We start from the raw sequence: 12,624 nt of genomic DNA, 5'->3' as shown, positions 1-12,624 counted from the left end.
CGGGTGGAATCCGCGATATGGGCGGGTGGAGGGGCGCGATATGGAGGGCGGGGGGTTAGGGGGTGGGGAGTTTGCGGAGTTCGGTTTTGAGGATTTTTCCGGTGGGGTTGCGGGGGAGGGTTGCGAGCGTGCGGATGACGGCGGGGCACTTGTACTTGGCCAGGCTCTCGCGACAGAAGGCGAGCAGGGCCGGCTCGTCCACCGTCAGCCCCGGCGCGGGGACCACGTAGGCCAGCGGGACCTCACCCCAGCGGTCGCTGGGGATGCCGATCACGGCCACCTCGGCGACCGACGGGTGCTCGGACAGCACCCGTTCCACCTCGGCCGGGTACACGTTCTCCCCACCGCTGATGATCATGTCCTTGATCCGGTCGGTGAGGTAGAGGTAGCCGGCGCTATCCAGCTTGGCGGCGTCACCGGTGCGGTACCAACCGCCCTCGGCGAACGCGTCGGCGGTCTCCTCCGGGCGGTTGTGGTAGCCCAGCATGAGCTGCGAGCTGCGCGCCCACACCTCGCCCACCTCGGCGACGCCCACATCGCCGCCAGTGGTCGGCGAGACCACCCGGATCTCCACCCCGGGCATGGGCAGACCGACGGAGAGCAGGCGCTCCGGGTGCGCGGCGTCCCGGTGCGCCGACGGGGGCAGCGCGGTGAGGATGCCGGACGCCTCGGTCATCCCGTAGAGGCCGAGGAAGTTGGCGCCGAACACCTCCAGGCACCCGGCCAGCACCTTCGGTGTGATGGGCGAGGCGCCGTAGGAGATCACCTCCACCGAGGAGAAGTCCATCTCGCCCACGCCGGGCATGCCGAGCAGCACGGCGAGCACCGCCGGCACCAGGAAGGTGTGCGTCACTCCGCTGGCCAGCTCGGCCAGCACGGCGTCCGGCACCACCTCGCGGTCCAGCACCATGGTGCCGCCGACGTAGACCACGATCAGCGCCCAGCTGGTCCCGCCGACGTGGTAGAGCGGCATGGCCACCTGGGCGACGCTGTCCGGGCCGATGCGGAACGCCTCGGCGGCGGCCGCGCTGTGCGCGAGCAGGCCCCGGTGGGTGAGCATGGCGCCCTTGGGCCGGCCGGTGGTGCCGGAGGTGTACAGCTGCAGCACCACCTCGTCCGGCGCGGCGGCAACCGGCGCGACATCCGGTGAAGCGGACGCCAGCCACCGCTCGTACTCGTCGTCCTCCGTCCCGTCGCCGACCACCACCACGTGCTCGAGGTGGGTCAACCGGTCCCGGATGGACTCGATCACGCCGGCGAACTCGGCCCCGACCAGCAGCAGCCGCGCCCCGCTGCTGTTGAGCAGGTAGACGTACTCCTCGGGGGCCAGCCGGAAGTTGAGGCTGGCGTTCACCGTGCCGGCCATCGCGCAGCCGAGGGTGGTCTCCAGGCCGGCGGGGTGGTTCTTGTCCAGCGTGGCTACCCGGTCACCGGGGCTCAGGCCCAGGGCCCGCTGCGCGGCCGCGTTGCGCCGGATGCGGTCGGCCCACCGCGCCCAGGTCCAGCACCGGTCGCCGTAGCGCAGTGCCTGGTGATCCGGCCGCTCGGCCTCCCAACGCAGTACCAGATCCGCCAGGTGCTGGGCCATCGCGCCTCCGTAGCTGTGAAGACTCTCAGGTTGGGGGTGCCCCATGTTCGCCGCGGTGACCGACTCCGTCCAGTACGTAGTCGATAACTTCTTGGTCAATCTCGGCCACGCCGGGCTGGCAGATGCCCTCCCGGAACAACCAGTCGTCCAGCACGGTCACGCACATCACGCAGGCGGCGACGGCCGACGCGGTCAGCTCGGGTTTCACCCCGGGGAACAGTTCGCCGTCGGCATCGGTGAGCACGTGCCGCTGGACGGCGGCGAGCAGCTTCTGGAAGGTGGCCAGGGCGGTGGCCTGGATCGTGACGATGTCCTCGTCCTCCGCCGCGTCCACGGTGATGATCGCGAACATCACCCCGCGCTGGTCGCGGGTGAACCGCAGCAGGTCGGCGAGGAACTCGCGGGCATGCGCCTCGGTGCCGATGCCGGCGTCGTTGCGCCGGTGGTTGCGCTCCCAGCGGGCCAGGAACTGGTCCACCCCGGTGCGCAGGCGTTCCAGCGTGGTGGCCTCGAACAGCCCCGACTTGGTACCGAAATGCCGGAACAGCAAGGTCTCGGAGACCCCGGCCTCGGTGGCGATGGCCCGGGTGCTGGTGCCGGCGTAACCGTTGCGCGCGAAGAACGTGGTCGCCGCGGCGTGCAGCAGCCCCCGGATCTCGTCGGAGCTGCGCCGCAGACGCGGTCTGTCCACTTCGGCCTCTGTCACCTGAGCAATCCTAGTATGCCGGATTCTGTATCCCTCATGCTCAGACCGGCAACGGGCGCGTCAGCCATGCGCGCGCACCCCCCGACGGGTCACCGTCACGTCACCGTGCAGGTGGGTGCGGCAGGCCAGGCGGGCGCGGGGCTCGTTCGCCTTGAGGCCGAGCGCGAGCCGGTCGGCCTCCTGCCGGGACCGGGGATTCAGCCGGTCGGCGCCGTCCTCGACCACCATGTAGCAGACCCCGCACTCGCAGTCGCCCTGGCAGACCGAGGGCCAGCGGACCCCCTGGCGGGTGGCCGCCGCGAAGACGGACTCGTCGTCGGCGACGTGGAAGGTCACGCCGGACGGGAGTACCCGTATCCGACCGGCCATCCGCGAACGCTCCATTAAAGAAGTATGCACTTACAACCTGATGTACGCTACGCGCGAGCTGGATGGCCCGTCAAGCAAGGCACTGGCAGCATGGCCAGCGGCACACCACCACGCGGGAGTGACTCAGTATGTCGTTCAAAATCAAGGTTGACGACGAGCTCTGCATGGGCGCCCAGCGCTGCATGTTCCTCGCGCCCGAGGCGTTCGACCTCACCGAGGAGGGCATCGCCGAAGTCACCGACGCCGGCACGCTCACCCTGGAACAGGCGGAGAAGGTCGCCTACGAATGCCCGAACATGGCCATCATCGTCGAGAAGGACTAGGCGGAAACCACCTGGATCACGAAGCCCATCGACCGGGACTTCTTAAACACGGCCTAATCGATGGCGCCGATGACCGCGCCGACCACGTAGTCCTCTTCGGGGGCGGCTCCGTGCTTGAGGGTGCCGTCCATGGTCGCCTCGATCTCCACCTCGGTCTTGTCGGTGGCGACCACCAGGATGGGCTGACCGGTGGTGACGGTGGCGCCGTCCTCCACCAACCACTCGACGATCGTCACTTCCTTAACGCTGACACCGACCCGAGGCACGATCAGATCCGCCACGCGACTTCCTCCCGCTCCGGCGGCCGCCACAGTGGGGCAAGCACGCACTTTCTAGTGCAGCGGACGCTAGCGGGGTACCCGTGAGCTGTCAACGCGCCTAAGCCGGGCGGTTGCGCACGCCGTGGATGAGCATGGTCTGCAATTCGGCGATCAGGTCGTCGTCGGTGCTCTCCGGCACGATCCGGTCGAACAGCCAGGACCGGAACACGGCGGCGGCCAGCACCGAACCCACGCCGACCCGCCCGGTGATCGGCGGGTTCAGCCCCGAGTAGCCGAACTGTGCCGCCTCCTGCACCACGATCTTCTCGATCGCGGTGAGCACGTTGGCCAACGGCGCGCCGGCGTCGGTCACGATGTCGGTGGAGTAGTTGGACACCGCGGTCAGGGCCAACGCCGAACCGCGCCGGTCCGACAACGTGCCGAAGAACGTCTTCACGAAGTCGTGCACCGGCGACTCGACCTGGTGCGGCCGGTCGTAGCCGGACCACTGGTCCGCGTAGGCCTGCAGCGTGGTCACCATCGGCTCCACGATGGCCTCCCGGAACAGCTGCGCCTTGCTGCCGAAGTGCCGGAACAGCAACGCCTCGGCCACGCCGGCGCGCTCGGCGATCCGCTTGGTGCTCGAGTAGTCGTAGCCGTGCCGGGAGAACATCTGTTTCGCCGACTCGAGCAACAGCTCGCGCACCTCGCCCGGCGCCCGCCGGGGCGCCCGCGCACGCTCCGAACTCGACCCGGCACTCTCCGCCTCGTTGGCCACGTCGCCGAGGATACCTTTCGCTCGCGGGTAACCGGCGCACTACAGCGTCAAGTGGCCCGCGTCCACCACCAGGGTGGTCCCACTGACCAGGACGGCCAGGTCACTGACCGCGAACAGGACCACCCGCGCGACGTCGTCCGGCACGGCGGCGCGGCCCAGCGGCAGCTGCGCGGAGAACGCGGCGATCACGTCGCTCAGCCCGGCGGCCTCGTAGACCGGCTTGTTCAGCGCCAGCCCGGGCGTGTCGACCACCGTCGGCGCCACCCCGACCACCCGCACGCCGAGCGCCCCCAGCTCCAGCGCCAGCGACTGGGTCAGCCCGAGCACGGCGCCCTTGCTGGTGCAGTAGGCGGTCAGGCCGGGCGCGGTGGCCCGGAAGGACTGGATGGACGCCAGGTTCACGATCACGCCGCCGGTGCCCGCCTCGGCGAACGCCCGGCCGGCCGCGCGGGCGCACCGGAAGCCGCCGTCCACGTTGGTGCCGAGCACCTTCTCCCACTGCTCGTCGGTGGTCTCCAGCACCGGCATGATCGGGAACACCCCGGCGTTGTTGACCAGGATGTCCAGCCCGCCCAGCTCGGTCCTGACCTGCTCGACGGCGGCGTCCACCGAGGCCGTGTCGCGCACGTCCAGGGCCAGGCCGATCGCGTCCCCGTCGAGGGTGGCGGCGGCCTGTTGCGCCTCGGCCTTGTCCAGGTCGCCGACGGCCACCCGGGCGCCCGCCTCGGCCAGCCGGCGGGCGCAGGCCAGGCCGATTCCCTTGGCGCCGCCGGTGACCAGTGCCCGGCGGCCGCTCAGCGACAGCAGGTCGGCCAGCGAGCGGCCGGAGACGTCGGGGACGGCCATGGCGTACCTCCATGTGGTTGGTGCCGCTGCGTTTCGGGAGTGAGCACAAACTACTCATATGTCCGGTGAGCGCAAGGTAGCGATTGCTGTCTAACTATGCTTGACTCCGGCGGCTCCATTGTAGTAAGTAGATACTACTCAAAGTAGCCTACTCATCTTTAACGCCGCCCGGCCGCCCAATGACGGGAGACCACATGACCGCCGCTGTGGAACTGCGCGAGGTCCTGGCCACCGTGCGCATCACCCAGGTCAGCCACCACCTGGAGCGTCACCTGGACCGGGCGCTGATGGCCCACCAGCTGTCCTTCCGGCGGTACGTGACGCTGAGCGTGATCGCCGAGGCCGGCCAGGTCAGCCGCGCCGACCTGGCCCGGATCCTGCAGATCTCCCCGCAGGCGGTCGGCGGCGTGGTCCGCCGGCTGCTGTCCGCCGGGCTGGTCAAGCGGCGGGGCAGCGAACCCGGGCTGCCCCTGGAAATCTCCATCACGCCGGCCGGCGAGGCCGCACTGGCCGCCAGTACGCCGATCGCCCACGCGGCCGAGCGGGCCGCGCTGGCCGACCTCCCGGCCGAGAGCCGGGCGGTGCTCCGCCAGGCACTGGAGTCCATGCTGCACGCGTTGTACTGACCCCGGGGAGACACCGTGACCGAACAGGCCAACCTGGACACCGCGCGCGCATTCATCGAGCGCTGGGGCAAGGGCACCTGGGCCGACCTGCGCGGCGCCTACCAGGAGTTCATCGCCGACGACTGTGTGTACCAGAACAGCGGGCTACCCGTGGTACGCGGCAAGGCGGAGATCCTCGGGCTGATCGACGGGCTCGCCGCCGCCCAGCCGGTCGGCGCCATCATCGCCACCGTACGCACCATCGAGGCGGTCGGTGACCTGGTGTTCAGCGAGCGCAGTGACCGACACCTGGACGCCGAAGGAAACCACGCCTACACCGTCGAGCTCCTCGGGGTCATGAAGTTCCGGGACGGCCGCATCACCGAGTGGCGCGAGTACTTCGACCCCCGCCCAATGCTCGAAGCCACCACCTGACCCCCGACCTCGGCGAGTCGGGGATCCGGGTACGGCGAGTCGGGGATTCGGGTACGGCTCGGGGTGGGTGACGCGTGGCGGCTCCGGACGCGGCGGAGATTCACGACCGCCGGCACGGCATGCTGGCCAACTAACGCGGCTCGGGCGCCGCCCGACCGTGTGGTTCGTGGCTGGCTCCGGAGCGTGGCTGGATTTTCGGCAAGCAGGAACCTTGGTGGCCATCGAGATGGACACCAAGGTTGTTTGATCTCGGTAGGTACAACCGTCCTGTCCATCTCGATGAAAGATCCCGCTCAACGCGGCCGCGCCGGCGCCGATCGTCACGACCCACCGGTGGACAGGCGCCGAAGAACCGGGGAGGTCCGCCGCCACGCGGCGCCGCCCGAGCCGTGCACCAAACCCCGACCCGTCGTGCGCCAAACCCCGACACTCCGTACCGGAATCCCCGACACACCGAGCACGAACTCCCGACTCGCCGTACCCGGATCCCCGACTCGCCGTACCCGGATCCCCGAGTCGCCGGGAGGGTCAACCCTCGGGTGGGAGGAAGGCGGGGCGCAGGGCGTCGTCCGGCGGGTCGTAGTAGCGGTGGAAGACCGGGGTGAGGCCGCCGGACATGGGCGGGACGATCCAGCTCCAGTCGGTGGGGCAGGGGCGGCCGGCGCGTTCCTCGTTGGCCACGTGGGTGATGAAGCGCTCCGACTCGGTGTGGTGGTCGGCCATCCGCACGCCGTCGGCGTCGAACGAGTACTGGACCGCCCGCACCAGCTCGACCAGCGCGCGGTCCCGCCAGAGGGTGCGCGGCGAGCTGACGTCCAGCCGCAGCAGCCGCCCGATCAGCGGTAACAGGTCGTAGCGGTCCTGGTCGGCGAGGTTGCGCGCGCCGATCTCGGTGTTCAGGTACCAGCCGTTGAACGGCGCCGCCGGGTAGCGCACGCCCCCGATCACCAGCGGCATGTTGCTGATCGCCGGCACCGCGTACCAGCGCAGTCCGAGATCGGCGAACCACGGGTGCTCGGGGTGGCGCAGCGGCACCTCCAGCACCGCGTCCCCCGGCAGGTCGAAAAGCTCCGGTTCAACATCATCGCCGGAGACCATCAGCGGCAGCACGTCGAACGCCCCCTCGCGCCGGGGCTCGCCGTGCCGCGCGCGGGGCCGCCAGCCGAGGCCCTTCACCCGCTCGGTGAAGTCGACCATGCGCGGGTCGCCGCACACCGCTCCGGACCGGTCGGCGGACAGCCGGTGCCCAGCGTACCTGATCAGCTGCTCGTTGTGGATCTTCGGGCCGGGCCGGCCCGGGCGGTCCGGGGCGAACACGGTCAGGGTGGCGCGGATCTGCCCGTTGCGGGTGGCGTCACGCAGGTGCTCGATGCACTCGGCGGCCACGTCGGCGGGCGCGTCCAGGTGCCGGCGGTCCCGCACGGCCAGGCTCTGCCAGTACAGCCGGCCGATGCAGCGCGCCGCGTTCCGCCAGGCCAGCCGCGCGCCGAAGCGCAGCTCACCGGCGGTGTGCAGGTAGCTACCGGTGCGGTCGATCTCCGAGGCGACCTGGCTGAGCCGCTGGTCGAACGGGGTCGCCGGCTTGCTCTCGGCGTACAACCGCTCCAGGAAGTCCTTCGCCTCGGCGACCTCCACCGGGCCCGCGGGCGCGTCCGGCACCAGGTGCACCGGGCACCGGTCGGCCGGATCCGGAACGGAACGCGCGCGCTCGAGCACGCTGTGGGGGAGCTGGGTCAAGGGTCGCCCTCCACGAGCGAGGTAAAGCCGTAGTCACTGAATCGGGGGACCCCAGTTGTACTACGTGACACCTAGTGATCGCCAGCATTACCGCGCGTGTCGGGTCAACTCCGGCCCGCGTCCGCGTCCGCCGCCAGCTGGATGGCCACGTCGATGATCATGTCCTCCTGGCCGCCGACGTAACCCAGCTCGCCGCACCGGCGCAGGATGGCGTGCGCGGGGACCTTGTACCGCTCGGCGGCCCGCTCGGCGTGCAGCAGGAAGCTCGAGTACACGCCGGCCCAGCCCTGCACCACGGCGTTGCGGTCCATCTTGGGCCAGCGGTTCAGGTACGGGTGCACCACGTCCTCGGCCGCGTCCAGCAGGCCCAGCACGTTCAGGCCGGTGGAGATGCCCAGCCGGTCGAACACGGCGGCGAGCACCTCGGTCGGCGAGTTGCCCGCGCCCGCGCCGAGCGCGCACAGCGACCCGTCGATGTAGCGCACCCCGGCCTCGTAGGCCAGCACCGAGTTGGCCACGCCGAGGCTCAGGTTCTGGTGCCCGTGGTAGCCCACCCAGGCCTCGTCGCCCACCTCGGCCACCAGTGCCTCGAACCGCTCGCGCGCCTCGTGCATGAGCAGCGCGCCGGCGCTGTCGGTGACGTACGGCGTCTGACAGCCCGCGTCGACCATGATCCGGGCCTGCTTGGCCAGGTTCTCGGGCGGCGTCTTATGGGCCATCATCAGGAAGCCGACGGTCTCCATTCCCAGGTCACGGGCGGCGGCGAAGTGCTGCGGGGAGACGTCGGCCTCGGTGCAGTGGGTGGCCACGCGGACCATTTCGGCGCCGGCGTCGTGGGCGCGCTTGAGGTCGGCGACGGTGCCGATGCCGGGCACCAGCAACACGGCGATCTTCGCGTTGCGCGCCTCCTCCCGGGCGGCGGCGATCAGGCGAAGCTCGTCGGTGTGCGAGAACCCGTAGTTGAACGAGCTGCCGCCCAGCCCGTCCCCGTGGGTCACCTCGATCACCTCGACGCCGGCCGCGTCCAGCGCGCGCACGGTGTCCCGCACCTGGGACTCGGTGAACTGGTGGGCCATCGCGTGCGACCCGTCGCGCAGCGTGGTGTCGGTGATCCGGACGTCGTGGGCCAGCGCGGGGCGGGTCATGCGGGCACCTCCTGGTCGGTGGCGGCGGCGATCAGCTCGCCGACGCGGGCGGCGGCGGCGGTCATGATGTCCAGGTTGCCGGCGTAGGGCGGCAGGTAGTCGCCGTTGCCCTTCACCTCGAGGAAGATCGCCACCCGGGCGTGGCCCCGCCAGCCGGGTTGCGGCTCGTCGAACTGCGGCTCGGCGCGCAGTGTGTAGCCGGGCACGTACTGCTGCATCTCGGCGACCATGGCGTGCAGCGAGTCGACGAGGGCGACCCGGTCGGCATCGGCGGAGATCATGCAGAAGACCGTGTCGCGCATGATCATCGGCGGTTCCACCGGATTCAGGATGATGATCGCCTTGCCTTTTTGGGCACCGCCCACGGACTCCACGGCGCGGGCCGTGGTCTCGGTGAACTCGTCGATGTTCGCCCTGGTCCCCGGTCCGGCGGAGCGGGAGGCCACGGAAGCGACGATCTCCGCGTACGGCACCGGGGTCACCCGGGACACCGCGTGCACCATCGGGATGGTCGCCTGGCCGCCGCAGGTGATCATCGAGACGTTCCGCGCGTCCAGGTGTTCGCGCAGGTTGACCGGCGGGCAGACCATCGGCCCCAGGTGCGCCGGGGTCAGGTCCACAGCTTGTATACCGGCCTCGGCGTAGCGCGGCGCGTTCGCCTTGTGCGCGGCCGCCGAGGTGGCCTCGAAGACCAGTCGCGGCGGCGGGTCCTGGCGGAGCAGCCAGTCCACCCCCTCCGCGCTGGCCGCGACGCCCTGCTCACGCGCCCTGGCCAGACCCTGCGACTCCACCACGCCGACCATGTAGCGCACGTCGATCAGCTTGCTGTGCCGAAGCTTGGCCAGCAGGTCGGTGCCGATGTTGCCCGGGCCGACGATCGCCGCCGGTACCTTCGCCTCCGCGCTCATGCACTCCCTCCCCCGCACGCGCCAAACTGGGCGCGTGCTCGCCTAGCGTTCCGCTAGACAATGACCCCTCCGACCGGCCACGATGAAGCGGTGCGTTCCACTCACCGGAATGATGACGGGCCGAACTCGGTACTCGGCCGGGCCTTCACGCTGCTCACCGCCTTCCGGCCGGGCGACGCCGAGCTCACCCTGGCCGAGCTGCACCGGCGCACCGGGATCGCCAAGCCCACCGCGCTGCGGCTGCTCACCGAGCTGGCCGAGTGGGACGTGGTGGAACGCACCGCGAGCGGGTTCTGGCTGGGCATGCGATTGTTCGAGCTGGGCCAGCTGGCCCCCCGGCAGCGCGGCCTGGCCGAGGCCGCCGCGCCCATGCTCGCCGACCTGTTCGAGGCCACCCACGAGACCGTGCACCTGGCCGTGTTGGACGGCACCGAGGTGGTCTACGTGCAGAAGTACGGCGCCGCGTCCGGGCCGCGCATCCCCAGCCGGATCGGCGGGCGGATGCCCGCCTACTGCACCGGGGTGGGCAAGGCGATGCTCGCGTTCCTGCCACCGGAACAGCTGCGCGCGGTGTTCGCCGCCGGGCTGCCCCGCCGCACACCGCGCACGGTGATCGCGCCCGGGCTGCTGGAGCGGGAGCTGGCCAACGTGCGCGAGCGCGGCGTGGCCGAGGAGCACGAGGAGTCGGCCGTCGGCATCGCCTGCGTGGCCGCGCCCGTGCTCACCGCCGACGGCCGCCCGCTGGCCGCCATCTCCATCACCGGCTGGGCCAACCGGCTGGACACCAACCGGCTCGCGGCGGCGGTACGTACCGCCGCAATCGGTCTCGCCCGGACCCTGCGCGCCTGACCATTCTGATAAACCACAGAAAAGGCTTTATCCCGGGCGTGGAACGCCTGCGCGAACAAGTGAAACTGTCGGGGTGCCCGGGCAGGCTGCCGCGCAGACAACGAACGGAGGCACCATGGCCGTCAGATTCCAGCTCGTCATCGACTGCGCGGATCCCGACCGGCTCGCCCGCTTCTGGGCCGCCGCGCTCGGGTACGAGCTGGCGCCGCCACCAGCCGGCTTCGCCACTTGGAACGACTTCTACCGTCAACTCGGACTGCCCGAGGAGGAACTTGTCGACGGCGCGGACCGGATCAGCGATCCCCACGGCCACGGGCCGAGCATCTGGTTCCACGCGGTCCCGGAGGTCAAGACCGTCAAGAACCGGCTGCACCTCGACATTCATGCCAGCGGCGGGCGGGCCGACCCGATCGAGACCCGCAAACAGCGAGTCGACGCCGAGGCCCGCCGGCTGGTCGACCTGGGCGCCACCACCGTAGGCGCCCTGCTGGAGGACGGCGTCCTCGACCACTACGCGGTGGGTATGAAGGATCCCGAGGGCAACGAGTTCGACATCAACTGACGGGCTGTTCGTGTGCGCGAGGAAGCGGCCGGGTGGGCGCGGCCCGTTCCGGGGCGAGCCGCGCCTCGCGCCGAGTGCTAGCGGACCTCGTCGCCGTTGAACTTGCCGCCCCGGCAGGCCAGGTGGTTGCGCGGCCCGGCGACGCGCCCGTGGTTGGCCCGACACTCCTTGGCGCTTACCGTGCGGTGCCGCACCGGCGGCTTGCCGAGCGCGGCCGGTGCCACCTGGGCGACCGGTGCCGCCGAGGCGCCGAGGGCGCCCGGGGTGGCCGCCATGGCCGGGGAGCTGGCCAGGCCGACCGCGAATACCGCGGCCATCACCGGAAATCCGATGCGGCCCATTCCACGCAAAATTTCCTTCGCTCGCATAAACAATTCCTTTCAGGGCTGGAACGCGGAACGCCCGGAACCATAGCGACCGATCAAGGAATTGCCACAGAACGAGCTTCAAGCAATTATCAGAATTGTCGTTTGTCGACCTCAGCGCGGCGTGACGAGTCGAACAAAAGCTGAGGCGCTCTTCCCATTCGGCGGCGCGCCGTGTCAGAGTTCGCCGTGACCGAACGACCCGCCGCCGCCGGCCGAGTCACCGTGGTTGGCTCGATCAACATCGACCACGTGGTGGTTGCGGCCAAATTTCCCTCTCCCGGCGAGACAATTCTCGGCCAGCAGGCGCTGGTCACCCTGGGCGGGAAGGGCGCCAACCAGGCGGTCGCGGCGGCGCTGGCCGGCGCGCGGGTGACCATGATCGGCCGGGTGGGCGCGGACGCCGAGGGCGAGCGGGCGCGAGCCGGAATGGCCCGGCACGGCGTGGACACCTCCGGCGTCGCGGTGGTCGACGGCGTGGACACCGGCACCGCCTGGATCACCGTCGCCGAGCAGGACAACACGATCATCGTGGTTTCCGGGGCGAACCACCGCTGGCCGGACTCCGGGAACCCGCTGGCGGGCACGCCCGGCTCCGAGGACGACGTGGTGCTGGCCCAGCTGGAGATCCCGTTCGGCGTGGTCACCCGGGCCGCCGAGGCCTGCCGGGGCCGGTTCCTGCTGAACGCCGCGCCGGCCGCCGAACTGCCCGACGAGCTGATCGCCCGGTGCGCGGTGCTGATCGTCAACGAGCACGAGCAGGCGGTGGTCGCCGGGCTGCCCGAGGAGGACGGCATCGAGGCCGCGCACCGGCGGCTGCGGGAGCGGGGCGCGGGCGCGGTGGTGACCACGCTCGGCCCGGCCGGCGCCGTGATCACCGACTTCGACGGCTCCACCGCCCGGGTGCCGGCGATACCCGCGCCGGAGGTCGTGGACACCACCGGCGCCGGCGACGCGTTCGCCGGCGTGCTGGCCGCCCGGCTGGCGGCGGGTGACCCGCTGCGCGAGGCGGCGCGCTGGGCCAGCGCCGCCGGTTCGCTGGCCGTGCGCGCCCCCGGTGCCCAGGAGTCCTACCCCGACCGGGAAACCCTCCGCCGCACCGTGCTCGGGTCACCGTGCTGAACCGACCGAACCAGCCTGCTAAACCG

16 protein-coding genes are annotated in these 12,624 nt (G+C 70.8%); 6 read left to right on the top strand and 10 right to left on the bottom strand.

The features are described from left to right. Positions 1–55: 55 nt before the first annotated feature. The 3 genes from ABEB12_RS02925 to ABEB12_RS02915 are packed head-to-tail and all read right to left on the bottom strand — an operon-like array spanning position 56 to position 2,678. Positions 56–1,588: a long-chain-fatty-acid--CoA ligase gene (locus ABEB12_RS02925; RefSeq protein ID WP_185058819.1), complete on the bottom strand. Its 1,533-nt coding sequence runs from the start codon at positions 1,586–1,588 to the stop codon at positions 56–58. A 25-nt stretch (positions 1,589–1,613) separates the two neighbouring features. Next, complete coding sequence (locus ABEB12_RS02920) at positions 1,614–2,294, bottom strand: TetR family transcriptional regulator (RefSeq protein ID WP_185058818.1); 681 nt, start codon at positions 2,292–2,294, stop codon at positions 1,614–1,616. Positions 2,295–2,354: 60 nt separating this feature from the next. Beyond that, positions 2,355–2,678 carry a 2Fe-2S iron-sulfur cluster-binding protein gene (locus tag ABEB12_RS02915; RefSeq protein WP_185058817.1) on the bottom strand — a complete coding sequence of 108 codons (324 nt, stop codon included), beginning with the start codon at positions 2,676–2,678 and terminating at the stop codon, positions 2,355–2,357. 113 nt (positions 2,679–2,791) lie between these two features. Between ABEB12_RS02915 and ABEB12_RS02910 the strand changes: the two genes are divergently transcribed. Further along, positions 2,792–2,986 carry a ferredoxin gene (locus ABEB12_RS02910; RefSeq protein WP_185058816.1) on the top strand — a complete coding sequence of 65 codons (195 nt, stop codon included), beginning with the start codon at positions 2,792–2,794 and terminating at the stop codon, positions 2,984–2,986. 53 nt (positions 2,987–3,039) lie between these two features. Here ABEB12_RS02910 and ABEB12_RS02905 read toward each other — a convergent pair whose 3' ends face one another. The 3 genes from ABEB12_RS02905 to ABEB12_RS02895 form a co-directional block, all read right to left on the bottom strand. Then, complete coding sequence (locus tag ABEB12_RS02905; RefSeq protein WP_345702541.1) at positions 3,040–3,252, bottom strand: biotin/lipoyl-containing protein; 213 nt, start codon at positions 3,250–3,252, stop codon at positions 3,040–3,042. 112 nt (positions 3,253–3,364) lie between these two features. Next, a complete protein-coding gene (locus ABEB12_RS02900) occupies positions 3,365–4,024 on the bottom strand; it encodes a TetR family transcriptional regulator (RefSeq protein ID WP_185058814.1) in 660 nt (219 codons plus the stop codon). Positions 4,025–4,063: 39 nt separating this feature from the next. Next, positions 4,064–4,870, bottom strand: a complete 807-nt coding sequence (locus ABEB12_RS02895; protein ID WP_185058813.1) for an SDR family oxidoreductase — start codon at positions 4,868–4,870, stop codon at positions 4,064–4,066. A 194-nt stretch (positions 4,871–5,064) separates the two neighbouring features. Here ABEB12_RS02895 and ABEB12_RS02890 point away from each other — a divergent pair, with 194 nt between their 5' ends. Further along, complete coding sequence (locus ABEB12_RS02890) at positions 5,065–5,496, top strand: MarR family transcriptional regulator (protein ID WP_185058812.1); 432 nt, start codon at positions 5,065–5,067, stop codon at positions 5,494–5,496. A 15-nt stretch (positions 5,497–5,511) separates the two neighbouring features. Next, entirely contained in the window at positions 5,512–5,910 is a 399-nt protein-coding gene (locus tag ABEB12_RS02885) for a limonene-1,2-epoxide hydrolase family protein (RefSeq protein ID WP_185058811.1), read from the top strand. Between the two features lie 528 nt (positions 5,911–6,438). Here the strand turns inward: ABEB12_RS02885 and ABEB12_RS02880 are convergent. The 3 genes from ABEB12_RS02880 to ABEB12_RS02870 all read right to left on the bottom strand — a co-directional run bounded on the left by ABEB12_RS02880 (position 6,439) and on the right by ABEB12_RS02870 (position 9,700). Further along, positions 6,439–7,545 (bottom strand): nitric oxide synthase oxygenase, encoded by a 1,107-nt coding sequence (locus ABEB12_RS02880; RefSeq protein WP_425572205.1) that lies wholly within the window; start codon positions 7,543–7,545, stop codon positions 6,439–6,441. Positions 7,546–7,751: 206 nt separating this feature from the next. After that, positions 7,752–8,792, bottom strand: a complete 1,041-nt coding sequence (gene dmpG / locus ABEB12_RS02875; RefSeq protein WP_185058809.1) for a 4-hydroxy-2-oxovalerate aldolase — start codon at positions 8,790–8,792, stop codon at positions 7,752–7,754. Beyond that, positions 8,789–9,700, bottom strand: coding sequence for an acetaldehyde dehydrogenase (acetylating) (locus tag ABEB12_RS02870; RefSeq protein WP_185058808.1), 912 nt, complete (start codon positions 9,698–9,700; stop codon positions 8,789–8,791). The genes dmpG and ABEB12_RS02870 overlap by 4 nt, the downstream gene beginning before the upstream one ends. A 90-nt stretch (positions 9,701–9,790) precedes the next feature. Between ABEB12_RS02870 and ABEB12_RS02865 the strand changes: the two genes are divergently transcribed. Beyond that, on the top strand, positions 9,791–10,549 hold the full coding sequence (locus tag ABEB12_RS02865) for an IclR family transcriptional regulator domain-containing protein (RefSeq protein ID WP_185058807.1): 759 nt from the start codon (positions 9,791–9,793) through the stop codon (positions 10,547–10,549). A 115-nt stretch (positions 10,550–10,664) separates the two neighbouring features. Beyond that, entirely contained in the window at positions 10,665–11,111 is a 447-nt protein-coding gene (locus ABEB12_RS02860; RefSeq protein ID WP_185058806.1) for a VOC family protein, read from the top strand. Between the two features lie 77 nt (positions 11,112–11,188). Here the strand turns inward: ABEB12_RS02860 and ABEB12_RS02855 are convergent, their stop codons facing one another. After that, positions 11,189–11,428, bottom strand: coding sequence for a hypothetical protein (locus ABEB12_RS02855; protein WP_185058805.1), 240 nt, complete (start codon positions 11,426–11,428; stop codon positions 11,189–11,191). A gap of 237 nt (positions 11,429–11,665) precedes the next feature. Here ABEB12_RS02855 and ABEB12_RS02850 point away from each other — a divergent pair, with 237 nt between their 5' ends. Then, positions 11,666–12,598: a PfkB family carbohydrate kinase gene (locus ABEB12_RS02850; protein WP_185058804.1), complete on the top strand. Its 933-nt coding sequence runs from the start codon at positions 11,666–11,668 to the stop codon at positions 12,596–12,598. Positions 12,599–12,624: the final 26 nt, after the last annotated feature.

Origin of the sequence: Actinospineispora eucalypti (assembly GCF_039543365.1) — a bacterium.
Lineage (GTDB): Bacteria > Actinomycetota > Actinomycetes > Mycobacteriales > Pseudonocardiaceae > Pseudonocardia > Pseudonocardia eucalypti.
This window is presented reverse-complemented; position numbering and strand designations above follow the sequence as displayed.

Coding starts and splice junctions, on each gene's coding strand:
- ABEB12_RS02925 (WP_185058819.1), bottom strand. CDS start 1,588: ATGGCCCAGCACCTGGCGGATCTGGTACTGCGTTGGGAGGCCGAGCGG.
- ABEB12_RS02915 (WP_185058817.1), bottom strand. CDS start 2,678: ATGGAGCGTTCGCGGATGGCCGGTCGGATACGGGTACTCCCGTCCGGC.
- ABEB12_RS02910 (WP_185058816.1), top strand. CDS start 2,792: ATGTCGTTCAAAATCAAGGTTGACGACGAGCTCTGCATGGGCGCCCAG.
- ABEB12_RS02895 (WP_185058813.1), bottom strand. CDS start 4,870: ATGGCCGTCCCCGACGTCTCCGGCCGCTCGCTGGCCGACCTGCTGTCG.
- ABEB12_RS02890 (WP_185058812.1), top strand. CDS start 5,065: ATGACCGCCGCTGTGGAACTGCGCGAGGTCCTGGCCACCGTGCGCATC.
- dmpG (WP_185058809.1), bottom strand. CDS start 8,792: ATGACCCGCCCCGCGCTGGCCCACGACGTCCGGATCACCGACACCACG.
- ABEB12_RS02870 (WP_185058808.1), bottom strand. CDS start 9,700: ATGAGCGCGGAGGCGAAGGTACCGGCGGCGATCGTCGGCCCGGGCAAC.
- ABEB12_RS02860 (WP_185058806.1), top strand. CDS start 10,665: ATGGCCGTCAGATTCCAGCTCGTCATCGACTGCGCGGATCCCGACCGG.
- ABEB12_RS02855 (WP_185058805.1), bottom strand. CDS start 11,428: ATGGCCGCGGTATTCGCGGTCGGCCTGGCCAGCTCCCCGGCCATGGCG.